The organism is Curtobacterium ammoniigenes NBRC 101786 (genome assembly GCF_001571045.1).
Classification (GTDB): Bacteria; Actinomycetota; Actinomycetes; order Actinomycetales; family Microbacteriaceae; genus Curtobacterium; species Curtobacterium ammoniigenes.
The window spans coordinates 503,254-528,608 of sequence record NZ_BCSV01000001.1 but is presented as its reverse complement, the minus strand read 5'-3'; the positions used below and the strand labels follow the sequence as shown (position 1 = coordinate 528,608).

Sequence of the window (25,355 nt, the reverse complement as noted above, 5' to 3'; positions counted from 1 at the left end):
GCCCCTCCGGTTCAGCGTCCGCTGGGCGGCGAGTCAGAACCGCGGGACCGTGATGCCGCGGTGCGTCTCGGCGTCCCAGGTGTAGACCTCCGCACCATCGATCCAGACGCGCAGCGCACGGGAGGCCGTGTCGAGCGGGTCGCCCGACCAGAGCACGATGTCCGCGTCGTATCCCGGTGCGAGCTTGCCGACGCGCTCGCCGAACCCGAGGAACGACGCAGGGTTGACCGTGAGCGCCTCGAGGGCGGTCGCGCGCGGCAGGCCGTCGCGCACCGCCATGCTCGCCTGCGTCACGAGCATGTTGATCGGCACGACGGGAGCGTCCGTCGTGATCGCGACCCGGACACCGGCCGCGGCGATCGCCGCGAGGTTCGGAATCCCGCGATCGCGCAGCTCGACCTTGGAGCGGCTCGTGAACATCGGGCCGAAGATCACCGGAATGTCCTTCTCCGCAAGCAGGTCGGCGAGCTTGTGCCCTTCCGTGCCGTGGTTGATCACGAGCCGGTAGCCGAACTCCTCGGACAGCCGGATCGCCGTCGCGATGTCGTCGTGTCGATGGGTGTGCTGATCCCAAGCCAGTTCACCATCGAGGACGCGGACGAGTGTCTCCTTCGTGAGGTCGCGCGCGAACGGCTCGCCCTTCTTCGCCGCTGCGTCGCGCGCGGCCCGATAGTTCTGTGCGTCGACGAAGGCTTCGCGGATGATCTTCGCGACACCCAGGCGCGTGGAGGGCGTCTGCCCCTTGCCGCCGTAGACGCGTTTCGGGTTCTCGCCGAGCGCGCTCTTCACGCTCACCGAATCCGAGATGAGCTGCTCGTCGATCGTTCGGCCACCCCACGTCTTGATCGCGACGGTCTGACCACCGATCGGGTTGCCCGAGCCGGGCTTCACCACGATCGCGGTGACACCGCCCGAGAGTGCGTCGCGGAATCCCTCGTCATCGATGTCGATGGCATCGATCGCACGCACGGCGGCCATGTTCGGGCCGGTCATCTCGTTCGTGTCGTTGCCGGCTTCGCCGTTGGCCTCCTCGTGGATGCCGACGTGACCGTGCGCCTCGATGAAGCCGGGCAGGACCCACGCTCCCTGCGCATCGATCACGGGCATGCCGTCGGGAATGGAGACCTCGGCTCCCACCGCGACGATCCGGCCGTCCTGAACGACGACCGTGCCGGAGTCAACCTCCTCGGCACTGATGGGGACGACATGGGCTCCGGTGATGGCGAACGAATTGGTCATGACGCCACGCTAGCCTCGCTGCGCACGTCGGCGGGCTGCGGTGCGGTCAGCGGACCGCAATAGGCTGGACCGCGTGACCGACGAGCACGCCCAGCAGCAGGACACCCCTCCGATCGCGCCGAAACATCCGGCTCGTCGGGAACATCACGGCATCGAGTTCGTCGACGACTACGAATGGCTCCGTGACAAGGAGTCACCCGAGACCATCGCCTACCTGGACGCGGAGAACCGGTACACCGAGCACCAGACGGCCCACCTCGCCCCGCTCCGCGAGGAGATCTTCAACGAGATCAAGTCACGGGTCCAGGAGACCGACCTCAGCGTTCCCGTCCGGATGGGCGACTGGTGGTACTACACGCGGACGGCGGAAGGCAGCCAGTACGGCGTGCATTGCCGGGCTCCGATCGCCGACGCGGCCGACTGGACGCCCCCGAGCGTCGACGACGGCGCCACGCTCGAGGGCGAGCAGATCATCCTCGACAGCAACGCCGCCGCCGCCGGGCACGACTTCTTCGCGATCGGCAGCTTCGATGTCAGCGACGACGGCCACCGGCTGCTCTACGGCATCGATGTCGAGGGCGACGAACGGTACGTGCTGCACGTCCGAGACCTCCGCACCGGCGCCGACTTGTCCGACGTCATCCCGAACACCGGGGCGGGCGCGACGTTCGACCCGTCCGGTCGATTCGTCTTCTATCCGACCGTCGACGAGTCCTGGCGCCCTGATCGGATCTGGCGTCACCGCGTGGGCACCCCGATCTCCGACGACGTGGTCGTGTTCGACGAACCCGACGAGCGGTACTGGGTGGGCGTCGGCGTGACGCGATCCTCGCAGTACCTCGTCATCGAGCTCGGGTCCAAGATCACATCGGAAGTGCACCTGCTCGACGCCTCCGACCCCACTGGGGAGTTCCAGGTCGTCTGGCCTCGCCGTGAGGGCGTTGAATACGACGTCGAACACGCCATCGTCGGCGGGAGCGACCGGCTGCTCATCCTGCACAATGACGGCGCCGAGAATTTCGAGCTCATCGACGTGCCCGCGGACGACCCGACCTCCACCACGGATCGTCGGCTCGTTGTTCGCCACGACGCCGAACGCCGCATCGAGTCGGTGGATGCGTTCGCGGGTCATCTGGCGCTCGAGTACCGGTCGGAGGCGCTCCCCCGCGTCGCGGTCATCCCGATCACCGGAGACGCCTACGGGGATGCGCACGAGATCCCGTTCGATGAAGAGCTCTACTCCGCCGGCCTCGGCGGCAATCCGGAGTGGCATCAGCCGACGCTGCGGCTCGGCTTCACGTCGTTCGTGACACCGTCGACCGTGCTCGACCTCGACCTCGCGTCCGGTGACCTCAGCGTGCTCAAGCGGCAGCCGGTTCTCGGCGGGTACCGCTCCGAGGACTACGCGCAGGAACGCGACTGGGCCGTCGCGCCGGACGGTACACGGATTCCGATCTCGCTCGTGTACCGACGCGATACGGCGGCTGCGGCTCCTGCTCCGCTGCACCTCTACGGCTACGGTTCGTACGAGCACTCGATCGACCCGGGCTTCAGCGTCCCCCGCCTCTCACTGCTCGACCGCGGTGTGGTGTTCGCGGTGGCACACGTTCGCGGTGGCGGCGAGCTCGGTCGACATTGGTACGAGAACGGCAAGACCCTCACCAAGAAGAACACCTTCACTGATTTCGTCGCGGTCGCCGACCATCTCATCGGATCAGGCCGAACCAGCGCCGAGCGCCTCGTCGCTGAGGGGGGCAGCGCGGGTGGTCTGCTGATGGGGGCGGTCGCCAATATCGCCCCGGACCGTTTCGCCGGCATCCTCGCCGCGGTGCCCTTCGTGGATGCGCTGACAAGCATCCTCAACCCCGACCTTCCGCTCACGGTCATCGAGTGGGATGAGTGGGGCGACCCGCTGCACGATCCGGACGTCTACCGGTACATGAGCGAGTACTCCCCCTACGAGAATGTCCGTGACGACGTCGCCTATCCGCGAATCCTCGCCGTCACCAGCATCAACGACACTCGAGTGCTCTACGTCGAGCCGGCGAAGTGGACGGCACGGCTCCGTGAGGTCGGTGCTCCGGTCCTCCTCAAAACGGAGATGGCTGCCGGACACGGCGGTGTGAGCGGTCGATACGACGGCTGGCACGAGCGCGCGTTCGAGCTCGCGTGGATTCTCGATGTGCTGGGACTCGTCCGGCGCGACTGACCAGGTCGAGACGCTCCCGGGATCGCAACTGCGGTCGCATCCGGTGCAGCAGTCACCGCTGATACCGGAGGCTCACCCGTTGCCGAGCGCGCGCATGGCCAGTTCGTGCGCGTCGTCGGCTGCCCGTGCGCGCTCCGCTGCGAGCGCACCGAGTCCGAACGCCTCCGCGGGATCCACGCGCGCCTCACCGGCCGCCAGCTGTTGGAGTTCCGTGAGCGCGAAGAGTGCCTGGGCGCGCACGGTGAGCACGTCCGATGCGGCGGTGACGCGGCGGAGCAGGGCGTGCGGGTATGCGTCGTCGCCGAGCGCCTCCATTCCGAGCCGCAACCGCGTCGTCCCATGCCACGCGGCCTCGGTCGTGGTGAGCGCGTCCCGGCCGTCACCGGACCCGAAGGCATTCTGCACCGCCTCCTGGGCCCGCCGCTTCCAATCGGCGGTCACGTCCTGCGCAACGGTCTTCGGAGTGCGAAGCGACCAGTCGGTGGGTGCCGGTCGCTCGACGACCTCGTCGAGCACCTCGAGCAGCGTGACGAACTCCTGCGAGGCCACGAACGCCGCGAGGTCCGCGATGGACCGATCGCGAAGCGCCGAACACCGGTCCTGTACCCGCGCACGAGCTCGCGCGGGAACGAGCGCGTCGACCGCCGGGACCGCGGCGACGTGCAGATCGCGCATGAGGCGTTCGCTCCGCTCGGCCCGCGCCGCGCGCTCGGCGAGGTGCGCGGCGGCGGCGACTGCGGCCTCCGTGGTGGGGTCCACCCCGAACGCGGGCCGGTAGACGCTGAGGAGCGCGTCGACGCGGACGGCGGCGGCTGCGGTCCGTCCGATGTCTGCGGCCGACCCATCCGTGTGCTGCGCCAACAGGCTCGCCTGGTCGACCAGCTCGGCACGGAGGCGCTTCAACCGCTTCCGAAGCACGCGTGCGGCCGTTCCTTTCTCCGGCTTCTCACCACGCGTCAGGCGCGGCACGCTCGCGCCCGCCAACCCGCGGGCGAGCTTGGAGGAGACGGCCGCCGGACCGGCGCCGATCGCAGCGAATCGCTCGTCGAGCGCTCCGATCACGGCCGAAGCGTCGTCCGCGTCGACCCCGGTGAGCTCGACCTCGACCTCGCGCCAGTGGCGCGGTCCGTGTGCGTCTGCGTCGAGTCTTGATGCAGTGACCGCATCGTCGGCGATCTCAGCGATCTGCGTGCCCGCGCTGTCAAGCAGCCGGGTGACGGTGCGCTGCGTCTGGATGCGCACGATGGGAGTGAGTGCTCGACCGCGCCGCTCGATGAACAGCGCGTCCAGGAGCGCCGCAGGGACCGAGTCCGGGTCGTCGGTCAGCGGGAAATGCTGCTCTTCGCGATGCGTGTCGGAGGCGGCGCGCTTGATGTGCCATCCGGCATCCGGGCCTCCCGTCCGTCGGCGAACGGTGACGCGTGCCGCCACGAGGTCATAGTTCGCGGTGTCCCAGTAGGTCGCGTCGAGCTCGAACGGATCGAGCCGTTCGCTGCCGACGATCGTCGCGACGCCGTCCAGCGACGGTGGTGCGACACCCTCGGGCAGGTCATAGGTGCGCTCGATCTCGAGATGGCTCGCCGTCACGCCTCCTGTCTACCAGCCCGAGACAGCTGCTCCGATCACCGGGCTCCGTGCTCGAGCGCCTCCGTGAGCATCGCCGCCATCGCGTCGAGTTGGATGTCGCCCGAGTCGGCGATCTCCTCGTCCGATCCGTCAAGCGCCCGAGCCGCAAGCGACGCCTTGCTGTCGATCAGGTCGGCGATCTTCGTGTCGATCGTCTGCGCGGCGATGATCCGCCACGCGGTGACCGGCTCCTCCTGGCCGATGCGGTGCACGCGGTCGATCGCCTGCGTCTGCTCGGCCGACGTCCAGGAGAGTTCGGCGAGCACGACGTTGGACGACACCTGCAGGTTCAACCCGACGCCCGCCGCCATGAGCGAGCACACGATCACCGCAACGTCCGGGTCGTTGACGAACGCGTCGATCTGCGATGTGCGCTGGGTCGGCGTCTGGTCGCCCCGGACGGTGGCCGTGCGCAACCCGCGCCGCGCGAAAACCTCTTCGGCCTGGTCCATGACGTCGAGGTGCTTGGCGAAGAACACCACTTTGCCGACGTTCGATGCGAGCTGCGCCGCATAGTCCGCGGCGAGCTGCGCCTTCGCACGGCCGATGCGTCGGACCATGGAGAACACGTTCTCGCCTGTCGGCGAGGCGTCCTGGTCCTCGAGCTCCCAGCGCGCGACCTGCCGCACGAGACGGTGGTCGATACCGACCACGGGCGCCTGACCGGTCCGGTTCTCGAGCGCCTGGTAATAGCGGCGCACGAGCTTCGCGGTGAGCTCGCGCTCGGCATCCCGGATCGAGCGACCGGCCTCGTCGTCGAGCTCGACGGGAATGTCCGCGATCCTGCGGGCCGGGATGTCCGCGGCGACGTCGACCTTTCGACGACGGACGATCCCCATGTCGATGACCGCGCGTCGGGCCTCCGGGAAGAACCCGGGATCCGCCGGCGTCAGCCCGATGTCCTCAAGCCGGTTCATCAGCTCAGCACGGGGCTTCTTGTCATCGATCCAGCCGAGGTACTGCCAGATCGTGCGGAAATCCTCGACGGAGTTGATCAGCGGCGTTCCGGTGAGCGCCATCAGGAGCGGCTCAGCAGTGCGCGAACGGATACGCTCGGCGATCTGCAGCACGAACCGCGACCGCTGCGAGTCCTTGTTCTTGATGAAATGCGCTTCGTCGACGACCATGCCCCGGAATCCGAGCGTCGAGAGCCAGCCGACGTGCCGATCGAGGATCTCGTAGTTCACGATGATGATGTCCGCGAAGCCGTCGAGATCGTCGCCATCGCCGTGGATCACGGTTGCCGTGCGGTTCGGGACCCAGCGCGCTGCTTCCCGAGCCCAGTTCGTCTTGACGACGTTCGGCACGACCACGAGCAGTGGGAATGCCCCGGCAGCGTCGGCGGCGAGGAGCGACTGCGCGGTCTTCCCGAGTCCGGGCTCGTCAGCGAGCAGGAACGTCCGGTGTCCTGCTGCGGCTGACGCGATCAGCTCCGCCTGGTGCTTCATGAGCGCAGCGCCGGCCGGCGTCGTGAGCGTCGTCGGCTCCGGCAGCGCCATGGAGGCGGACTGGCCGCCCGCCCCGTATTCGAACGATTTGAACAGGGGGCCGAAGAGCTCCCAGTTGGCGAGCCGGCGCGGGTGGGCGACGGGGCGCGCAGCGAGCGCGAAGTCCGGCGCCATGAACGGGTTCGCGAGTTGCCGCGCGACGATCGACGCAGGGACCACCGCACGCTCCTGGCTGTCCTCGACCGGCGTCGGCGCAGCTGCGATGACCAGCTCCTCCGGCGGCAACTCGATGCCACCGGCCAGCATCATGTCGCGCTTCGCCGTCCGCGTCGCCTCTGCCACGGGGGCCTCTTCGGCGAGGAGCTGGATCACGGAGGTGTCCCGCGCAGCGGTCTTGGCGAGGATCGTCGCAACGCCGTCAAGGCGTTTCAACTGCTCGGCGCGCTGACTGTCGGTGAGGTCCGTGCTCGCTTTCACGCGGGCGCGCTCCTCGCGCATGAGGAGCGCGACGGCCTGGAACTTCGATCGGTTCGTCGTGCGGAGCGGTCCGCGTTGCGCGGCGGCCTCGACCTCGCGGACCGCGCGAGCGAGCACGGGGATCACACCGTCGTTGTCGAGCGGACGCGTCCGCCGTGGCGCAGTGCGCGTGCCGCCTGCCGCACGTCGGCTACCAGTTCGAGCCACCGTTCCTCCTTCTGTCCCGCGACTGCTGCGGGACACCGCCAGTGCGGCGGAAGCGTTCCGGCGTCTGCCGGCGCATGTGCTGATCGGCAGCTCGCAGGACTGCCGCTGTGCTCGCTGCTTTCGGCTCGGCGGAGACCGCGCCGATGCGCCATCCGAGCGGCGAGACGTCCGACGCATTCGCGCTACGGAGCGCGGTGATGCGGTCGGCCGAACAGCAGATGCTGTGCGATCGTCGCCGTCGTGGTGGCCACGGGGAACAGCCGCCCCGCGTGGTTCCTGGCTCGCATCGATGTGCATGCGGCCAGTCGGCCCGCTCGATGCGATAGCACCATCGTACTGCAGGCGCGGCGCCTGGGCGATCCGACGCGCATGACGGAACTGCGCGCCCCGGAGTCAGCCGGAGCGGGGGACGGAGCGCGGCCGCATCGTTCCTGCCGGAGGCATCTCCAGCGCGGACTCGACAACGGCCGCGCGGGTCGCATCGAGCAGCGCGCGAGCCGTCGCCACACCGATCGACGAGCCGGTCGTCGCTTGCCCGCCGGCGTGCGCGAGCAGTTGCGCGCCGATGGCTGCCCCGACCCGCTCCGCGTCGTCCGGGTGTCTGGCGACCCAATCGCGGGCGATCGCGTCCGCGAGTCGTTCCGCCGCAGCCCCGCGCGCGTCATCGCTGCGGGAGCGATGCCAGAGCGCGGTGACGACGAGATGCGCCACGACCGCGCCGGCATCGCGCACCGGGTAGCCCCATCCGGCCGTGTCGACGTCCAGCAGCCCCGTGATCCGCCACGGCTCGATGGGGTCGACGAAGATCTGCTCGAGGTGCAGATCCCCGTGGACCACTGCCCGGTCGCTCGCGGGCCACCCGATCGATCGGCGTCCGATCGCGTCGTACAGCCGTTCGATCTCCGCTGCGTCGTCCGGGAGCGCCTGCGCCAACGTCTTCCGGTGCCAGTCGGCGTGGTCCATGGCGTCAGCGCGAGCGGGCTGCGTCAGCGAGACCGTGGCGATGCGACCCATCAGCGCGGCGAGCGAGGCGACGAACCGCGGATCGTCGGCGATATCGAGGATCGCGCTCCCGGCCGGGACCCCTCGGACGCGATCGAGAACGAGGAGTCCGTCCCCGCGGCGCGCGACGACCGGCGGAACCGGGAGGCCAGCCTCCAGGAATCGTTCGTGCGTCTCGGCGATCGGCGCGACGCGGTGCGGCCGGACGAGCTTGAGGAAATACGTGCCCTCCGCGGCGTCGAGTCGGATCACCGCGCGCTTCCCGGGACGGTACGCGGCGACCGAGAGCGTCGGTGCCGTGACCGTGACTCCGAGGGACGCGAGCAGTTCCACGGCGGCGTTGCGGTAGGTGACGAGCGGCAGCACCGGGAGGCCCGGGTCATTCGGGTAGGCCCAGACGGAGACCGGCTGGTCAGTGGCCGGGTCGACGACGAGCGCACTGTTCTCGTCGTGGGTACCGCCCGTGTCCACGTACGTCAGCACGGTGGCGCGTTTGCCGGCAGCGTCGACCGTGTCGACCTCGTAGCCGTAGAGGTACCCGTTCCCCGAGGGTTCGACCGAGTGCGCGCGCGACGCCACAACCGTCGTTCCCGTTCCGGCGAACGCGGCTGGGAGCACGGATTCGTAGCTCGGCCACACGTCCACAGTCAACCGTGTCCGGACGGCTGGCGCGCGGATTCGCGGCGACGCGTCGCCGCCGGGTCCCGTCCGGCTCGCCTCGCCTGTGCTTGTGCCGTGCACAGGCGTCAGCAGACCCCGAGCGGAGCGCGCTCGAATCGGTACGCTCTGGGGTTGTGAATCCGGTGGCGCGGCTTCGGCAGTCCTCGCGGTCGCCGCTGCTGCAGATGGTGAAGACCGCGGTCGCCGTCGTCGCCGCGGTGCTGCTGTCGCGCGTGCTTGTGCCTGCGGGGTTCCCGACGTTCGCGGCGATCGCCGCGCTGCTGGTCGTCCAGCCGAGCGTCAATCAGTCCTTCGTGAAGGGGCTCGAGCGGAGTGCCGGGGTGGTGCTCGGGGTGCTCCTCGCCACGCTTGCGCACCTCGCCCTGGGCGACTCCGTCTGGGTGGTGTTGTTGGTGATCGTCGCCGCAATCGCGCTCGCGTGGACGCTTCGTCTGACACCGACCTCGGCGACGCAGGTCGGCATCAGCGGGATGCTCGTCCTCACGACCGGCGTCGTCACGCCGGGGTACGCGGGGAACCGCATCCTCGAGACGTTGATCGGAGCGGCGGTCGCACTCATCGTGAACGCGCTCATCGTGCCTCCGGTTCTGCTCGGCCCGGCGCATCTCGCGGTGAGCCGGCTTGGCCGGGACACCGCGGCGGCGTTCGAGCGGATCGCGATCGGCGTCACCGAGGCGCAGGACCGGACCGGGTGGGAACGCGATCTGGAGGCGGCACGCGCGTTGCGCGGTCTGCAGCGGTCCGCAGATGCCGCGACGGGCGCTGCGCGGGAGTCGCTCACCATGAATCCTCGCGGCGGCCGCGCCCGCACGCTGCTCGACCGGGATGAGGCGCTTGCCCGGCATCTCGCGGTGCTCGTGACGCGTGTGATCGGTATGACGCGAGCCGTGCGCGACAACGCGTCCCCGGCGCTCTTCGACGATCCGGCGATGCATCGGATCACCACGGAGATCGCCCGGATCGCCGCGGACGTGCGCCGTCTCGTCGCGCGTGCAGACGCCGCGACGCTCTCGGAGGCGCGTCCGGCCGCCCCGCTTCCGTGGCACCAGGCGCTGACACGGTCTTCCGATGCAGCCGATGCTCTTGCGCGGCCGACGGTCGCACCACCGGACGCGCTTCGCGGCACACCGGACGTCGATCCGGTCGCCGCGGAGTCGGCGCTCACCAGCCCGGTCGAGGTCGTCCGTCCGAACGAGCACTACTGGGTGGTCATCGGCTCACTGTTGGAGGACATCCGCCGAGTCCGGGAGGAGCTGCTCGGCGACGTCGACTGACACGGCGCTCGAACGAACCCCGGCGATGTCGGTGGGGACGGGGCTGCTACGGCGCTCCGCTCCTCCGACCGTCTCGGCCGCGTCGGGCTCATCGACGGCTTCGGTCTCGTCAACAGCGTCGGTCGCGTCGGGCTCGTCGGTCGCGTCGGGCTCGTCGGTCGCGTCGGGCTCGTCGGTCGCGTCGACCGTGTCGGTCGCGTCGACCGTGGTGGGCTCGTCGACCGTGCCGGTCGCGGCCTGAGCAGCGATGCGCGCGTCGGACACGATCTCGTTCCAGAAGGCGGTCACCCAGGCCGCCCCGATGCCGGCGCTCGGAGCGTCGGGGCCGTCGGCGAGAAATGCCTGCAGTGTGTGGAGCACCGGCCCGACGCCGTGGTCGACCGCACTACGCGCCGCGAGGTCGGGCAGTTCGGTGCGATAGGCCACGAGCACGCGCGCCCGCTGGGCGGACGGCAGCGCTGCGACGGCGAAGACGCCTTCGCGCGCGGCGATGAACTCGCGCCGCAGTCGTCGGAGAGCGGGGTCGGTGCCGTTGCCGACGTCGGTCATTTCGTTCCCCCTGGGGTGTCCACGACGCGTCGGGTGCATCGGGTCGTGCGCAGCATAACGGCCGCATCGGGAAAGGCCATGATCCACGGTCCACCATGCGCAGGCCGCGCTCGTCCGGAGCGCCAGGCCCGTGAGAGCGCTTGGTGACATCCGCGCTGTGGTGGCCGTCCGCGAGACCGCAGAACCTCTCGGCTGTGATGAGGTTCATGCGAAACGGCCGCGGGTCGCCGTCGGCTAGCGGGCTGCGTGCCACGATGGTCTGAGGAGGTCAGTCGATGCGCTTGTTGGTGGTCGAAGACGACGATGAGATGCGTGCGCTCTTGGAGCGTGGGCTTGCTGCCGAGGGGTACCGCGTCACGGCGGTCGAGAACGGCGTGGAGGCTCTGATCGCGTTGTCGGATCAAGCATTCGATTTGGCCGTCGTCGATGTGATGATGCCGGGAATGTCGGGATTCGAGCTGTCCCGGCGCATTCGCGAGCGCGACGATCCGATGCGGATCCTGCTCGTCACCGCACGCGACGCGGTGGATGATCGCGTGTACGGGCTCGATTCCGGTGCGGACGACTACCTGACGAAGCCCTTCGCGTTCGCCGAGCTCACCGCTCGACTCCGCGCGCTCGGCCGCCGTGAGGCCGCAGGGGCGCCGCGTGTCATCGAGGTCGCGGACGTTGCAATCGATTCGGAGGCGCGCCGCGTCGCGATCGGCGGTCAGCGCGTTGCGATGAGCCCCACGGAGTTCGCGCTGCTGCGCCTGCTCGCGAGGTCGGCGGGGAGCGTTGTCGACCGCCCGCGCATCCTGGAAGAGGTGTGGGACGGGTCGCAGCACGTGGACCCGAACGTCGTGGAGCAGTACATCTCGTATCTGCGGAAGAAACTGACCGCGCACGCCGCCTCGGTGTCGATCAGCACGGTTCGCGGTCGCGGCTATCGTCTCGATACCGTCAGCCGCTAGCGGCCTGACGGTCGTGCACCGATGCTTCGCGTCGCCCGTCTGATGAACGCGCTGCGTCCGTTGCGGATGCTGTCGCTCCGGTCGCGGCTGACGATCGGGAGCACGGCGATCGCCGCGGTCGTGATCGCGCTGCTGGTCGTCGTGATGCGCCTCCAGGTCGTGATCGTGGTGGCGAACGCGACGAAGACACTGCTGGAGGCTGATGTCAGCCCCTATGTCTCGGTCGTCGAGTCCGAGACGACGCCGACACTGCATCCGCCGGGAGAAGCGCAGCTGGTCGCGGTCGTCTCGCCGAACGGGAGCATCGAACTGTCGACGATGCCGAACGCGGTGGAGGACGAGCTCGCGCGGTTGACGACGGCGCAGGCGTCCGCATCGTTCATCGCCGTCGACGGCTCGCAGTACCGGGTGGTGGTGGAGCATCCGGTGAACGGTGCCGGCCGGTGGACGGTGATCGCCGCTCGGAACGCGCAGTCCGAACAGATCGTCGTCAACGATCTCACGGACACGTTGACGGTGACCGGCCTCGTGATCCTTGTCGCGTTCGGTCTGGCGACGTGGCTCTTGGCGACCGCGGCGCTCCGTCCGGTGACGGCGATGCGGCGGGAGGCGGAACGGTTGAGCGGCGCCTCGCACCGCGCCGTGCTGCCGGTCGGCCCCGCGCAGGATGAGCTGTCCTCGCTGGCCCGAACGCTGAATGCGTTCTTGGCGCGGAGCCGACAGGCTACCGAGCGTGAGCGGCAGATGGTGTCGGATGCCAGCCACGAGCTCCGAACGCCGTTGGCGATTCTGACGACGCAGCTGGATCTCGCCGCGCTGGACAAGGGCGACGCGATCGCGCTGGCGGATCACATCGACCGCGCGAAGCAGAGCGTCGCGCGTCTGTCGCGGCTTGCGAACGATCTGCTGACGCTGTCGCGCATGGAGGAGTCCGGTGAGGATGTGGAGCTCGTCGAGCCGATGCGCCCGACGAACTGGTCGACGCTCGGCGATGAGGTGATGGCCGCCGTCGACCGGGTGCGGCTCATCGCGGGCACGAAAGACGTGACGGTCGATTTCGATCTGGAGGCGCCGGTCGCGGTCGGCGGGTCGGGTCCCGGGATCGGCGGGGGCACCGTCGAGCCGCACTACCGTCTGGACGCGGGGGGCATGTCGCAGTTGGTGACGAACATCGCGGGGAACGCGGTCACCGCGTTGGGGTCCGGCGGTTCGGTGCTGGTGACGTGGCGAAGCGAGCCGGGCCGGGGCGTTCTTCGGGTCACGGACGACGGACCTGGGGTTCCGGAGTCGTTCGTTCCGGTTGCCTTCGACCGGTTCACCCGCCCGGACGAGGCGCGGCGTTCGCGGTCGTCTGCGGATCGTGGCGCTGTGCTCGGCGGGAGCGGTCTGGGTCTGGCGATCGTGCGTGCTGTCGCCGAGCGAGCGGGCGGGTCGGCCTCGCTGCGGAATCTGCCCACGGGTGGTCTCGAGGTGACGGTGACGGTGCCCGAGGTGGATGGGCGCTGACCCATCCGCTGATTCGATCCTGCGCTCAATGGAAATCGCGGGATCGGGTGCGTACGGCGAGCGGCAGCCGCTCCAGATGATCGGCGACGAGGTTCAGCACGCCGTCGGGTGACCGCTCGAGGATGCCGCGGACGATGAGCGCGGGCGCTTCCCGGGCGACTCGCCGAAATCGAGTCCAGACGCCGACGCTGCAGATGACGTTGAGCAGCCCGGTCTCGTCCTCGATGTTCATGAACGTGATGCCGGATGCGGTGGCGGGGCGTTGGCGGTGGGTGACGATCCCGCCGACTTCGACGCGCCTCCCGGATTCGGCGGTGTGGAGGTCACCGACCCGCAGGACGTGCCGGGCCTGGAGTGCCGCGCGGACGTGGCGGATGGGGTGGTCATCGGTCGTGACCCCGGTGGACCACATGTCGGCGATGAGGATGTCGTCGCTGCGCATCTGCCCGAACAGCGGCGGTTGCACGACCACCTGGGTGCCGGCGATCTGGTCTGGTCGCTCGGCTGCGGCGGCTGCGGCGGACCACATGCCGCCACGGCGGTCGACGCCCATGGAGGCGAACGCGTCGGCCGCGGCGAGCGCTTCGATCTGCGCCCGGGTGAGTCCGACACGGCGGCCGAGGTCGGCGAGGTCGATGAAGGGACCGTTCGCGGTGCGCTCGGCGACGATGCGTTCGGCGCTTCGTCGTCCGAGGGAGGTGACGGCGGCGAGTCCGAGTCGGACGGCGAATGCGCCGTCTCGGCGATGGTCGTCAGTGCTGAACGGGGCGTCGCGATCGAATGGCAGGACCGGCGGCTGTTCGGTCTGGAGGCACTGGTCGCGTCCGCGGGCGGCAGGCGCGGTGTTCCCAGGGTCGAGCGGCTCGAGCGGTTCGAGCGGTTCGAGCGTCGCGTCGACGCCGGAGGCGAGAATGTCCGGTCGAAGCACGGTGACGCCGTGCCGGCGGGCGTCGGCGATGAGCGACTGCGGCGAATAGAACCCCATGGGTTGGGCGCGCAAGAGCGCGGCGAGGAATGCGCCCGGGTAGTGGAGGCGCATCCACGCGCTGGCGTAGACGATGAGGGCGAAGCTGATGGAGTGGCTCTCCGCGAAGCCGAAGTTCGCGAAGGCTTGGATCTTCGCGTAGATCGCGTCGGCGTCATCGCCGGTGATGCCGTTCGACGCCATGCCAAGGTAGAGCTTGTCGCGGAGCGCCTCGATTTTCACCAGTCCACGCTTCGATCCCATGGCGCGCCGGAGCTGGTCGGCGTCTTCGCCGGAGCAGCCTCCGACGGTCATCGCCATCTGCATGAGCTGCTCTTGGAACAGCGGCACGCCGAGGGTGCGTTCGAGGACCGGTTCGAGTGACGGGTGCAGGTAGGTGATGGGCTCTTCGCCGGTCCGACGACGGATGTACGGGTGGACGGCGCCGCCCTGGATGGGACCGGGGCGTACGAGCGCGACTTCGATCACGAGGTCGTAGAAGCGTCGGGGCAGCAGCCGAGGGAGCGTGCCCATCTGTGCGCGGGACTCGACCTGGAACACGCCGATGGTGTCGGCACGGCAGAGCTGGTCGTACACGCCCTGCTCTTCTTTCGGCATGGAGTGCATGTCCCAGCGTTCACCGCAGTGCTCCGCTGCGAGATCGAACGTGTACTGCAGCGCGGCGAGCATGCCGAGGCCGAGCATGTCGAACTTGACGAGCCCCATGTAGGCGCAGTCGTCCTTGTCCCACTGCAGCACGGTTCGCCCGTCCATTCGGGCGTGCTCGATGGGGACGACCTCGCCGACGGGCCGGTCGGTGAGCACCATGCCGCCCGAGTGGATACCGAGATGTCGCGGGAAACCGAGGACATTGCGGGCGAGCGCGACGACGGCATCGGGGATGTCGTGGTCATCGCTTTCGATGACCGACCCCCATCGTTCGACCTGCTTGGACCAGGCGTCCTGTTGCCCTGGGCTGTGTCCGAGGGCCTTCGCCATGTCGCGGACGGCGCCCTTCGGCCGGTAGGTGATGACGTTGGCGACCTGTGCGGCGTTGAACCGGCCGTACTTGGCGTAGACGTACTGAATCACCTCTTCGCGTCGGTCTGCGTCGAAGTCGACATCGATGTCGGGTTCTTCGTCGCGCATGCTCGACAGGAAGCGCTCGAACGGAAGTCCGTAGCGGATCGAGTCGACAGCGGTGATCTCGAGCAGGTAGCAGACGGCCGAGTTCGCCGCCGAGCCACGGCCTTGGCAGAGGATGCCCCGGCTGCGGGCGTACTGTACCATGTCGCGGACGATGAGGAAGTACCCGGGGAAGTTCTTCTCCTCGATCACGGCGAGTTCGCGCTCGATGCGCGCACGCTTCGACGGGTCGACGCCGTCGGCTGATCCTGGGTAGAAGCGCCGGGCCCCGACCCAGACGAGTTCTCGCAGCCACGACATCGGCGTATGCGGTGCAGGGACGTCGAGGTCGGGCAGGCCAGGTGCGACGCTGCGGAGGCGGAACCCGAGTTCGTCGGCGAGTGCGACGGAGCGCGCAACGGCACCGGGATATCGGTCGAATCGTCGAGCCATCTCCGCGCCGGAGCGAAGGTGCGCCGTGTTCGCCGCGGGAAGCCAGCCGTCGAGCTCATCGAGGCCCCGGCGTGCCCGGACCGCGGCGAGCGCGGTCGCGATGGGGAATCGGTCCGGGGTGGCGTAGTGGACCACCCCCGTGGCGACGGTGCCGAGCCGATGCCGGTCGGCGAGCTCCGCGAGTGCGTCGTTCGCCGCACTCGCCATCGGATCGCCGTGGTCGAACAGCTCGACGGTGACACGGTCGGTGCCAAACCGATCGATCAACTCCTGGAGGGCGGTGGCAGCGGCATCGGGACCGCCCGCAGCGAGCGCGCTGCGAACGGTTCCCTTGCGGCAGCCGGTGAGGATCTGCCAGTGGCCGTCGGCTCGAGCAGCGAGGTCATCGAGGTCGTAGACGGGGCGCCCCTTCTCGGCTCCGCCCGCAAGGTGGGCACTGGTGACAGCGCCGGCAAGCCGGTGGTACCCGTCTTGGCCGCGGGCGAGGATCAGCAGATGCTGACCCTCTGGATCTGGTTCACCGTTCTGCGGCGCGCGCAACCCCAGGGAGAGTTCAGCGCCGTACACGGTGGTCATCGTGGGGTAGGACTCCGCGACTTCTGCCATGCGGGCGGCACCGTAGAGGCCGTCGTGGTCGGTGAGCGCGAGTCCGTGCAGTCCGAGTCGAGCGGCTTCTTCGAACAGGTGCTCCGGCTGACTGGCACCGTCGAGGAAGCTGAAGGTGGAGTGCGCGTGCAGCTCCGCGTAGGGCACGTGCGGGGCGTCCTCGTGAACATCGAGACGGCCGGGGGGCTGCGCCGCGTACGGCGCCCGCTTTCGGGACCAAGCAGGACTGTCGCCGCCATCGCCAGGAGTTGCGGTACCGGGGGCGCGACGGTCGGAGAGCGCGCGTTCGAACTCAGACCATGAGATGGGCGGGTTGCTGTATCCCATCAGCCCGCCACCGCCTCGGCCCACCATCGCCCGTCGGCGAGCATGAGGTACCACGCTCGTGTGTCGGCATCGACGAGTTGCAGACGGTGGAGCCGGCGCCCCCCTGACTCCCACCATCGGACGACCAGTGGCCACGGTCCGGCCCAGGCGGTGATCTCTTGGAACCGGCCGCCGCGATCGGCGTCGGCACGGAATCGTGCCGGGGTGTCGCTCAGCATGCCGCGCTCGTCCACGGTGATCGCGCGCTGGCGCGCATCGACCACATCCACGGGCTGCGGTCGATCGAGCACGGTGGATGGCGGCGGACCAGGCAGCTTTCCGGGCCATGGTCGGGCCCGCGCGACGGCGACCGCACGCTCACCGCCGACCGGGGTGTCACCCCATGGCACCCGGATGATCCGCTCGGCGAGCATTCGCCCGCCACCGATTCGGGTGGTGATGACCCCGTCATGACCGACGAGTCCTTGGACGCGTGCAAGAGCATGGTGGACGCGCTCATCCGGTCCGCCACCCCACAGGCCGCGTTCGTGGTTGTCGACATCGTCGACGGCGTCCGCGTCGAGCGCGACAGCGACGACCGGTGCGTGAAGGCCGGTCGGGTCGCCGCCCCCGTCGAGCTGCCAGCGAATCCGATCGATGATGTCGACGGCATCGAACACCCGCGGGTGCGCCCAGGTGCGCTCAAGGAGATGCCCGGCATCGTCGACAACGCTGACACGAATAGCGGTGGCGACGAGCCGTGCGGCATGCAGCCGGTCCATGAATGTGTCGGCGTGCTGCCGAAATGAGAACGCGATTTGATCGGCACGGTCGAGCGGGGGTTCGAACACAGCGCGTACCGTCAGATCAGGTGGCACGGCACGTGCGGTCACGCTCCGCGGATCTCGACCGCCGGCGAGTCGATGCAGGAACACACCGGTCGGCCCGAATCGGTCGCGCACCTGCTCATCGGTCAGTTCGGCGAATGCGCCCAGCGAGGTGATACCGAGGCGATCGAGCACGGTTGCGAGATCGGCATCGCCCAGAACACTCAGCGGCATCGGTGCGAGGAACGCTGCCGACTCCCCTGCGGGAACGATCCGGACGGGGGCGGGCTCCGCGGCTGCGCTGCGTGCGCGAGCGGCAAGCTCCGCCGCGAACGGGGTGTCGGCGACTCCTGCTCGGACAGCTGGTGCACCATGATCGTCCGCGATGCCGATGAGGGTCAGTGCCGCTGCCCGTTCGCTGCCGTAATACCGGGCCGGCCCCCGGGAACGGACCGCGATAGTGCCCGGTCGGATGAGCTGCACCCCGGGCACCGCGGCTTCGACCGCGCGGATCACCGGTTCGAACTGTCGATGGTCGACAGCGGGATCGTATGGTTCGACGACGAGTTCCGGGCAGCGTGCCTGTGCCTCGCGGATGCGCAGACCGCGGCGTACGCCGTCCGCCCGGGCTGCGCGCGAGCAGGCATGCACCAGGCCGGACGCGGTGAGCGCGAATGGGCGCTCCGGATCAGCGCCGGATGCCCGTGTAGCAGCCAGAACAGGCCAGTCCGGACACCAGAGAACGATGGTTCGCGTGGGATCGGCGTTCATGATGCGACAGCGATCGATACGACGGACGGAGTGTCATGGTGGGGACGATCGTGCTGTCGTGCAGGGGCGGCCTGCTGAATGCTGCCATCCGCCGCGGGCAGCATGAGCTCGTGTCGGATCGGGCGCATCGAACCGGCACGGCCACTCGCCGTGACGGTGGCTCGGCAGGCCCCGATGAAACCGAACCCATGACCGATGCCATCCCAGTTGCGTTCCGTGACACGGAGCGTCACCTCGGAGCCCGGCCATGCGCCCAGCGCGATCAACGCGGCACCGCGCTGTCGAAGCCGAGCGGCGATGCGGTTGGCATCACCCGGGGTGATACGCCCCTGCGGGCGGGCGACCACGATCGTGGCGACATCGGCCAGCGCGGACACCACGGCAAGCCACCGCTCGCCCGGATCGGGCACGAGGACAAGACGCTCGAGATCGATGCCGACGGCGTGCGCCGACTCGATGCCGAACGACGGCTCACCGACCACCGCGCACCACGATCCCGCTGCGGAGACGGCCTGCATCATCGCGGAGACGAGGAGCAACGAATCCTGCACCGAGTACACGGCCCCCGATCGGATCGCCCCGCCGGGCAGGAGCGGCTGCACCGCCGCCATGGTCGGCAACGCGCCGGTGTCGACCCGGGTGTCCTCCATGTCCGCCATGCGGGCGCGGAGCGCCGTGATGCGTTCCAGCGCGGCACGGGCCTCACCGACTGCGTCGTGCTGGGGCCCGCTCGAATCACCGCTCCGCTGCACATCGGACGTGCCCCGGCGGCCCTCCATGCGGCGTGATGCTGGAGCAGTGACCATGCCCTCATATTCGAACATGTGTTCGATCATGTCAACCGGCACTGACATTCAGCAGTGCATTCGGGACCGAGCGAGCCCGTGCCTCCGGGCCGCTCAATGAACGAGCCCGAGGAGCATCCACCCATGCGGTGTGTCGATCACATCGACGACGATGCTCGCACCGACACCCGACACTGGCGTCGCTTGGAACCGCCACAGGGCCAGATCCCCGGATTCTCGGGGTTCTACCGGGCCGAAATCCCACGAGTCACCACGCCCCGACCAGCGAGTAGGGCGATCCGTGACTCGGAACCGCTCACCATGCAGCAGCATCGCAGTGGGGATACCCGCTGGGGAACGCGTGATCCGCACTCGCTCGATCGTCTGCACCACGGCCTCCAGATTCGAATGTGTGTTCGAACCTGGAGTGTACGTCAGGACGCGCGGCGCTGCCACACCGACCTGCGGCGCGACCGCTCACCACGAGACGGCATACCCCAGCGGGCCAAGCACGGATGCCGTTTTGCCGACGACCTCCTCCGCCTCCGCTGCCGCGTCGGACGGCCACGTGATCGCACCCCCAGCACCGAGGGACCGTGTGACCACCACGCCCTGCGCATCCACGACGGTGACCAGCGTGCGAATCGCAACCGCGAGATCCACGTGGCCGGAGAGCGAGAAGTACCCGAGAGCGCCGGCGTACGGACCCCGCGGCGCACCCTCTAGGCGGTCGATGATCGCCATGGCGCTCGGCTTCGGCGCTCCGGTCATCGACCCGGGCGGGAACGCGTTCCGAACGACGTCGATAGACGTGAGGTTCGGCAGTCGCGTCCCGACGACCGTCGATACCAGCTGATGCACGGTCGGGTAGGTTTCCACCGCGCACAACCGCTCGACGGTGACACTGCCCGGCAGCGCGGACCGCTGGACGTCATTGCGCACCAGGTCCACGATCATCACGTTCTCGGCGCGTTCCTTGGCGTTCATCGCCAGCGCAGCACGCCGAGCGGCGTCGGTGCGCGGATCATCGCTGCGCGCACTCGTGCCTTTGATGGGCTCAGCCATGACCGAGCCGTCCGGATCCACTCGGAGGAAGCGTTCCGGCGATCGGCTCGCGAGGCGCACGGATCCGAGCCGGACATACGCACCGAACGGCACCGGCGCCCCGTCTCGCATCCGCAGGTAGTCGGCAAGCGCCGCGTCGATGGGATCAGCATCCGCGTCCGCATCCGCATTCGGATTCGGATTCGGATCCGGATTCGGATCCGAATTCGCACCGGAGGCGCTGCTCGCCTCCTGCCCGGACTCCAGATGGAACGACGTGGTCAGGCACACCTGGAACGCTGAGCCGGAGCGGATCTCGGATCGGCAGACCTCGACCGCCCGCTCGTACTCCGTGCGGCGAACCGATCCGATCGCCATCGGCGTCGCCGTCGCCGCGGAACGTTCGAGACGGACCGCCCCGTGCCGTCCTCCGTCCAAGACCGCCCCGCGCCGCCCCTCCTCCGATACCGACACGCGCGCAATGTCGAGTGGGTCGGGAAGCGACGCAAGCCAGCGCTCGTTCGCACGCGTCGCCTCCGGCTCCGCATCGACGGCGAGCGTCAGCCCCCACACACTCCCCCGCAGGTGGTCGACGATGATCGCACGGTCAATGAACCGGAGGCTGAGATCCGGTGTCGACGCCGAACGGTCCGGCCCGTCGCCCTCACGCCCGCACTCGTAGCCGAGGTAGCCGACCCATCCCAATGCGAACGGGCAATCCGGGATCGCCGGCTGTGCATCGACTCCGCCGTCGGCGATGCGCGGCGCCGCCGCGACAACCGCGGCGAGGGAGTCGAAGATGCCACTGCTCGATCGTCCGATCGACCCGAACCACCGCTCGGCTGCCGGCTGGACCGTCACGACCGCTCTGCGGTCCGCATGGACCAACGCCGCACCGAACGGCCCGTCAGCGAACCCCACGATCGACCATCGTGCGCGGCTCCGCACCGCAGGGTCCTGGTGGTCCTCAGCGCCGGAGTCCAGCCAGATGACGTCCAGTTCGGTCGGTACAGCCGCCACGATCGCCGCCGGATCGACACCGTCGAGCCCGGTTTCTGCCGAAGCGGGTGCCGCGTCGCGGAGACATCGCGACCGCAGCGATGCGTGGTTCATGGGGAACACCACCGGTGGGCCGTCGGCCGTGGCTTCGGTCAGATCGCTGCGATCGTCCAGGACGCGTCGTGCGCGTCGCCCGGCTGCAGGACGACGAGACCCCGGTCGCTGCCGGTGTTGAACGCGTCCGGTGCGCACGTCATCGGCTCGACCGCGAGGCCGCGCCGATGGTAATCGGGGTTGACGTGGTCGGCGGTGTGGACCTGGACCCACTCGCATGTCGGCCCGAATCGCACGGCGACCCCGTGGCCGTCGTCGGCACGAACGGTGATCGTCGCGTCTCCCTCGTCATCTCGGCGCAGCCCGCTGTACGCGTGGTCGATGAACCGGGGGCCGATGCGCGCCGGCTCGCGCAGGTCGAGCTCGCCATGGGCGACGACCGACGGATCGACGAGATCGATCGGAATGAGCCGATCGGGTGTGACGTCGAGGACGAGATCTGCGGGGATGTGCACCGTCCAGTCGTCGACGCTGCCCTCGCCCGCCACGACGTACGGGTGCGGGCCGGTGCCCCACGGAGCCGCATCGGAACCGAGGTTCGTCCCGGTGATGGTCGTGTGGAAGCCGTCCGCATCGACGCGGTAATCGACCGTGACGAGCACTTGGAACGGATAGCTGTCGCGGGCCGCGATGGTGGTGCTCAGCCGCACATGGTCCGGATCGGCGACGTCGACATCGAAGTCCTGCCACGCAACGAGACCATGCAGCGCGTGCCCGCGCGTCGGCTCCGTGAGTGCAAGCTCGTACTCCGCACCGTCGAAGCGGTAGCGGCCATCGACCACCCGATTCGGCCACGGAGCCAGGACGGCACCCCGGAAGACCGGGCGCACCTCGTCGGCATCGAACGTCGTGATGAGCGCTCGTCCGTCGTGCTCGAGCGCGCGCAGTGTTGCGCCCACAGTGGCGATTGCGGCCGTGTACCCCGCGGCGGCAATGGAGAGCTGCGTTCCGGAGCGAGGAGCGCGGGCGCGATCAGTCATGAAGCCAGGGTATCGATACCGAATCCTCGCGAGGTCACCGACACCGATACCCCGATGAGACAGGCCCTCCTGGACCAACGCAGGTCTTCTTCGACCACAACGGCAGAAGCCCCCGGCCGAAGGCCAAGGGCTGCACGTCTCGCGACTCGTCCGAACCAGATGTCCAAACAGTGTGGATCTGAGGGGACTCGAACCCCTGACCCCCTGCATGCCATGCAGGTGCGCTACCAGCTGCGCCACAGACCCGAACCGCCGATCGGAAGACCGGCGAGTTGGATGCTCCCGTCGGAAGCACCCGTCAAACATACACCATTCGCGTCGCCTCCTGAGACGAGCGGGACCGCTCGACGCTGCGCGTCACGCCGGTGATTACTGCTCGACTGCGACCTGGAGGGGAATAGCCGGGCAGTCGGACCAGAGTCGCTCAAGCGAGTAGTACTGGCGGTCCTCATCGTGGAACACGTGGACGACGAGGTCACCGAAATCGAGCAGAACCCAGCGCCCTTCGGTGCGGCCTTCCCGGCGCAATGGCTTCGCGCCAGCCTCAAGGAGTCGCTCCTCGATGCCGTCCGCGATAGCGAGGACGTTGCGCTCGTTGCGACCGCTCGCGAGGAGGAACGCATCCGTCAGCGGGAGCGGTCCGGAGACATCCAGCGCGACGATGTCGTCTGCCTGCTTGTCATCCGCAGCGGTCGCTGCGAGATGGACGAGTTCGAGTGCGCGAGCGGAAGCGGCCACGCGGTTCCTTTCGGTCTGCCCGGTTCTGTTCGACCGGGTGGGAGGCAATGATAAGCGCCCGAACCCGGGTTCGACAGCCCGAGCGCCGGAACCCGTGCTTGAACGATAGGGGCAACGCGGAGCGGAACTCAGAAGAAGTGGAGCGCGAACCCGGCGACGACGATCGCTGCCACCGCGGCCACCGCGGCGGTCGCAGCGCTCACGGCGAGGATGATGGGCCCGCGCGACTCCTTCGGCTTCGCTGCAGCGAGAACAACCGCGCGTGTCGATGTGTGGCTCGATACCGCCCTGCTCGCCCGGACCGGGCTGGCGTCGGGCGTCGGGATCTCGTCCTGCTGTTCGAGCAGCCGGTCGACTTCCGCTCCGTCGATCGGGCGGTGCGACCCGGTCGACGACAGCGACTTCGGAAGATCGATGGAGCCGGTGATGATCACTTCACCGGTTGCATTGAGCGCCCCGGTGACGTCGCTGAGCGGCGTGTTCGGGAGGATGAGCGCGCTGGTCTGCATTTCTGCGACGCGGCGAACACCGGTGTCGGTGTCGTGGATCTCGGCATCGCCCTGCTCGCTCTGAAGACTCCAGTGTCCAGACCGCACCCCGAAGGACGAACCCGTCGCCGGGCGCGAGGGGGTCGGGCGTGCGGTCGCCGGGCGCGAAGGGGCCGGATCCGAGAACGCTTGTTCCGCGTGCGCGCGCGTTCCGGCATTCGGCTCTGTCGCCAAACCGACCCGGGGCGCACCGCCCGCTGCAGGGGCGCCGGTAAATCCGCCGAGGTCACGGTTCACGACGGGCTCAACTGACGGACCGGGTGAATCCGACACAACCGGCGAGTCCGACGCAAGGCCTTCGTCCGCGGATGCATCCGCCGCATCTCCTGCGTCGACGCCCGACGACACTTCGTCGCCGGCGGGTGGGGCCCACGTCGATCGGTGCCGACGTGGTTCCTCGGCCTCGGCGGCGGCCTGCTCCAGGGTCTCGACCGCCTCGGGCGCACTGTCAGCGGCAACGGCCTGGTGGATCGCGCCGGAGTCGGGCGCGGGCTCCTCGTCGAGCGGAACGATCGCTTCCAGCAGCTCGGGCGTGATCGGCACGTCCGGCGCTGCGGCGGAGGCGCGCTGCGGGCCAGCGGCCTCGCCGGAGGCGCGCTGCGCCTGCGCCGCGCCTGCAAACGACAGCCGACCGGGCTGGGTGTCGTCGAGCGCAGCGACCGATCCGAGAACGTCCGCGACGGTGCGGTCGTCTTCTGAGGATTGCGGCGCGCGAAGCGGGACGGGCTGCATCGACTGCTCCTGCGCCTGGCGGAGCGCTCGCAACTCACGCCGGGTCATGCCCGTGCCGGGAACGATCTCGGTCGCAGACGCGGGGAGGGCATCCGACGGAGAGACCGCCGGGCGTGCAGGCGACTCGGGGCTCGTCACGTCGGGGTTCGGCGGCGCCAGCGGAGCTGACCCGGATTGCGCGGGTGGCGCCACATCGCGCGGCGCGACGGCCGCCGCGTGCGAGCCGGGTCGGCGACGCGGGAGACCGAAATCGGACGGCTCGTCCGCGGCCGGACTCGGCGGTGCTGCCAGCAGTTCGTCGGGCGTTCCGGGGTGACCTCCGGACGCGCGCTCGCGCTCTCGCAGCTGGCGCCGCGTCAATGGCGGCTGCGCGTCAGAACTCATGCAACGCTCCGGTACAGGTGATGCTTGGAGATGTACTGGACCACGCCATCGGGGACCAGATACCAGACAGGGAATCCGCGACGCACCCGATCGCGGCAGTCTGTCGACGAGATCGCCAGCGCAGGGACCTCGAGCAAGCTTACGTCCCGCTCCGGCAATCCGGTAACGGACAGGGAATGTCCCGGTCGAGTCACAGCGACGAAGTGCGCGAGATCCCAGAGCTCGCCGTGGTCCTTCCAGTCGAGGATCTGCGCCACCGCGTCGGCTCCGGAGATGAACACGAACTGGGCGTCGGGGCGAGCCGCACGGAGATCGCGAAGCGTGTCGATCGTGTACGTCGGACCGGGTCGATCGATGTCGACGCGGCTCACCGTGAAGGACGGGTTCGCGGCCGTTGCGATGACGGTCATCAGGTACCGGTGCTCGGCGTCGGACACGCTCGACTTCATGTAGGGCTGACCGGTGGGGACGAAGATCACCTCGTCGAGACCGAATGACGTCGCGACCTCGCTCGCCGCGACCAGGTGACCGTGATGGATCGGGTCGAATGTTCCGCCCATCACCCCGATGCGCGGTCGTCCCGTGCTTTCAAGCATCGGGCCGGTCGTCAGTGCTTGACGTGCCCGAACTCGTCGACGCCGGTCTCGTTCGTCCGGGTCGCTTCGAAGCGCTGGCTGTGTCGGTACGCGACATCACGGAAGCTCCAGGTCACGAACCCGAGCAGCGTGAACACCACACCGGCGATGATCGGGAAGAGGATCCCGGGGATGGCGAGCGGCACTTGCGTCTCGGCGAGGATGAGCATCGA

19 protein-coding genes and 1 tRNA gene are annotated in these 25,355 nt (G+C 69.0%); 4 read left to right on the top strand and 16 right to left on the bottom strand.

The genetic code is table 11. From position 1 onward, the window contains the following. Nucleotides 1-33: 33 nt before the first annotated feature. Nucleotides 34-1,239: an amidohydrolase gene (locus tag CAM01S_RS02325; protein ID WP_066515704.1), complete on the bottom strand. Its 1,206-nt coding sequence runs from the start codon at nucleotides 1,237-1,239 to the stop codon at nucleotides 34-36. A gap of 73 nt (nucleotides 1,240-1,312) precedes the next feature. On the opposite strand from CAM01S_RS02325, the gene CAM01S_RS02320 reads away from it, so the two are divergent. Then, on the top strand, nucleotides 1,313-3,448 hold the full coding sequence (locus CAM01S_RS02320) for a S9 family peptidase (protein WP_066515702.1): 2,136 nt from the start codon (nucleotides 1,313-1,315) through the stop codon (nucleotides 3,446-3,448). A 72-nt stretch (nucleotides 3,449-3,520) separates the two neighbouring features. On the opposite strand, the gene CAM01S_RS02315 is transcribed toward CAM01S_RS02320, so the two are convergent. The 3 genes from CAM01S_RS02315 to CAM01S_RS02305 all read right to left on the bottom strand — a co-directional run bounded on the left by CAM01S_RS02315 (nucleotide 3,521) and on the right by CAM01S_RS02305 (nucleotide 8,847). After that, entirely contained in the window at nucleotides 3,521-5,035 is a 1,515-nt protein-coding gene (locus CAM01S_RS02315) for a CYTH domain-containing protein (protein WP_066515700.1), read from the bottom strand. A gap of 35 nt (nucleotides 5,036-5,070) precedes the next feature. After that, nucleotides 5,071-7,206 carry a DEAD/DEAH box helicase gene (locus tag CAM01S_RS02310; RefSeq protein ID WP_066515699.1) on the bottom strand — a complete coding sequence of 712 codons (2,136 nt, stop codon included), beginning with the start codon at nucleotides 7,204-7,206 and terminating at the stop codon, nucleotides 5,071-5,073. Nucleotides 7,207-7,599: 393 nt separating this feature from the next. Next, nucleotides 7,600-8,847 (bottom strand): phosphotransferase enzyme family protein, encoded by a 1,248-nt coding sequence (locus CAM01S_RS02305; RefSeq protein WP_169795809.1) that lies wholly within the window; start codon nucleotides 8,845-8,847, stop codon nucleotides 7,600-7,602. Nucleotides 8,848-9,002: 155 nt separating this feature from the next. On the opposite strand from CAM01S_RS02305, the gene CAM01S_RS02300 reads away from it, so the two are divergent. Next, the gene (locus CAM01S_RS02300; RefSeq protein ID WP_066515689.1) at nucleotides 9,003-10,163 is read left to right on the top strand and encodes an FUSC family protein; all 1,161 of its coding nucleotides are present in this window, start codon (nucleotides 9,003-9,005) and stop codon (nucleotides 10,161-10,163) included. Here CAM01S_RS02300 and CAM01S_RS02295 read toward each other — a convergent pair. Then, nucleotides 10,107-10,712, bottom strand: coding sequence for a hypothetical protein (locus CAM01S_RS02295; protein WP_066515686.1), 606 nt, complete (start codon nucleotides 10,710-10,712; stop codon nucleotides 10,107-10,109). The two genes, CAM01S_RS02300 and CAM01S_RS02295, sit on opposite strands and share 57 nt — an antisense overlap. 275 nt (nucleotides 10,713-10,987) lie before the next feature. Here CAM01S_RS02295 and CAM01S_RS02290 point away from each other — a divergent pair, with 275 nt between their 5' ends. Both CAM01S_RS02290 and CAM01S_RS02285 read left to right on the top strand, forming a co-directional pair. Beyond that, nucleotides 10,988-11,665 carry a response regulator transcription factor gene (locus CAM01S_RS02290; RefSeq protein WP_066515683.1) on the top strand — a complete coding sequence of 226 codons (678 nt, stop codon included), beginning with the start codon at nucleotides 10,988-10,990 and terminating at the stop codon, nucleotides 11,663-11,665. A gap of 21 nt (nucleotides 11,666-11,686) precedes the next feature. Then, complete coding sequence (locus CAM01S_RS02285) at nucleotides 11,687-13,171, top strand: sensor histidine kinase (protein ID WP_083527652.1); 1,485 nt, start codon at nucleotides 11,687-11,689, stop codon at nucleotides 13,169-13,171. Nucleotides 13,172-13,196: 25 nt separating this feature from the next. Here CAM01S_RS02285 and CAM01S_RS02280 read toward each other — a convergent pair whose 3' ends face one another. From CAM01S_RS02280 to CAM01S_RS02230, 11 genes are all read right to left on the bottom strand, one after another. Continuing rightward, the gene (locus CAM01S_RS02280; RefSeq protein ID WP_066516729.1) at nucleotides 13,197-16,646 is read right to left on the bottom strand and encodes an error-prone DNA polymerase; all 3,450 of its coding nucleotides are present in this window, start codon (nucleotides 16,644-16,646) and stop codon (nucleotides 13,197-13,199) included. After that, the gene (locus CAM01S_RS02275; protein WP_066515673.1) at nucleotides 16,646-18,223 is read right to left on the bottom strand and encodes a DNA polymerase Y family protein; all 1,578 of its coding nucleotides are present in this window, start codon (nucleotides 18,221-18,223) and stop codon (nucleotides 16,646-16,648) included. Before CAM01S_RS02275 ends, CAM01S_RS02280 begins: the two co-directional genes overlap by 1 nt. Further along, complete coding sequence (imuA', locus tag CAM01S_RS02270; RefSeq protein WP_157071355.1) at nucleotides 18,220-19,047, bottom strand: DnaE2-dependent mutagenesis accessory factor ImuA'; 828 nt, start codon at nucleotides 19,045-19,047, stop codon at nucleotides 18,220-18,222. Before imuA' ends, CAM01S_RS02275 begins: the two co-directional genes overlap by 4 nt. A 75-nt stretch (nucleotides 19,048-19,122) precedes the next feature. Continuing rightward, on the bottom strand, nucleotides 19,123-19,398 hold the full coding sequence (locus CAM01S_RS02265) for a hypothetical protein (RefSeq protein WP_157071354.1): 276 nt from the start codon (nucleotides 19,396-19,398) through the stop codon (nucleotides 19,123-19,125). 87 nt (nucleotides 19,399-19,485) lie between these two features. Beyond that, nucleotides 19,486-21,165, bottom strand: coding sequence for an anthranilate synthase component I family protein (locus tag CAM01S_RS02260; protein ID WP_157071353.1), 1,680 nt, complete (start codon nucleotides 21,163-21,165; stop codon nucleotides 19,486-19,488). Nucleotides 21,166-21,203: 38 nt separating this feature from the next. Next, nucleotides 21,204-22,145 carry an aldose 1-epimerase family protein gene (locus CAM01S_RS02255; protein WP_066515661.1) on the bottom strand — a complete coding sequence of 314 codons (942 nt, stop codon included), beginning with the start codon at nucleotides 22,143-22,145 and terminating at the stop codon, nucleotides 21,204-21,206. 173 nt (nucleotides 22,146-22,318) lie between these two features. Continuing rightward, nucleotides 22,319-22,391, bottom strand: a tRNA-Ala gene (locus tag CAM01S_RS02250). A gap of 123 nt (nucleotides 22,392-22,514) precedes the next feature. Beyond that, nucleotides 22,515-22,883: a ribosome silencing factor gene (gene rsfS, locus CAM01S_RS02245; RefSeq protein ID WP_066515659.1), complete on the bottom strand. Its 369-nt coding sequence runs from the start codon at nucleotides 22,881-22,883 to the stop codon at nucleotides 22,515-22,517. Nucleotides 22,884-23,011: 128 nt separating this feature from the next. Continuing rightward, a complete protein-coding gene (locus CAM01S_RS02240; protein ID WP_066515655.1) occupies nucleotides 23,012-24,547 on the bottom strand; it encodes a hypothetical protein in 1,536 nt (511 codons plus the stop codon). Further along, nucleotides 24,544-25,143, bottom strand: coding sequence for a nicotinate-nucleotide adenylyltransferase (nadD, locus tag CAM01S_RS02235; protein ID WP_066515652.1), 600 nt, complete (start codon nucleotides 25,141-25,143; stop codon nucleotides 24,544-24,546). Before nadD ends, CAM01S_RS02240 begins: the two co-directional genes overlap by 4 nt. An 11-nt stretch (nucleotides 25,144-25,154) precedes the next feature. Then, nucleotides 25,155-25,352, bottom strand: a complete 198-nt coding sequence (locus CAM01S_RS02230; RefSeq protein WP_083527650.1) for a hypothetical protein — start codon at nucleotides 25,350-25,352, stop codon at nucleotides 25,155-25,157. Nucleotides 25,353-25,355 lie beyond the last annotated feature (3 nt).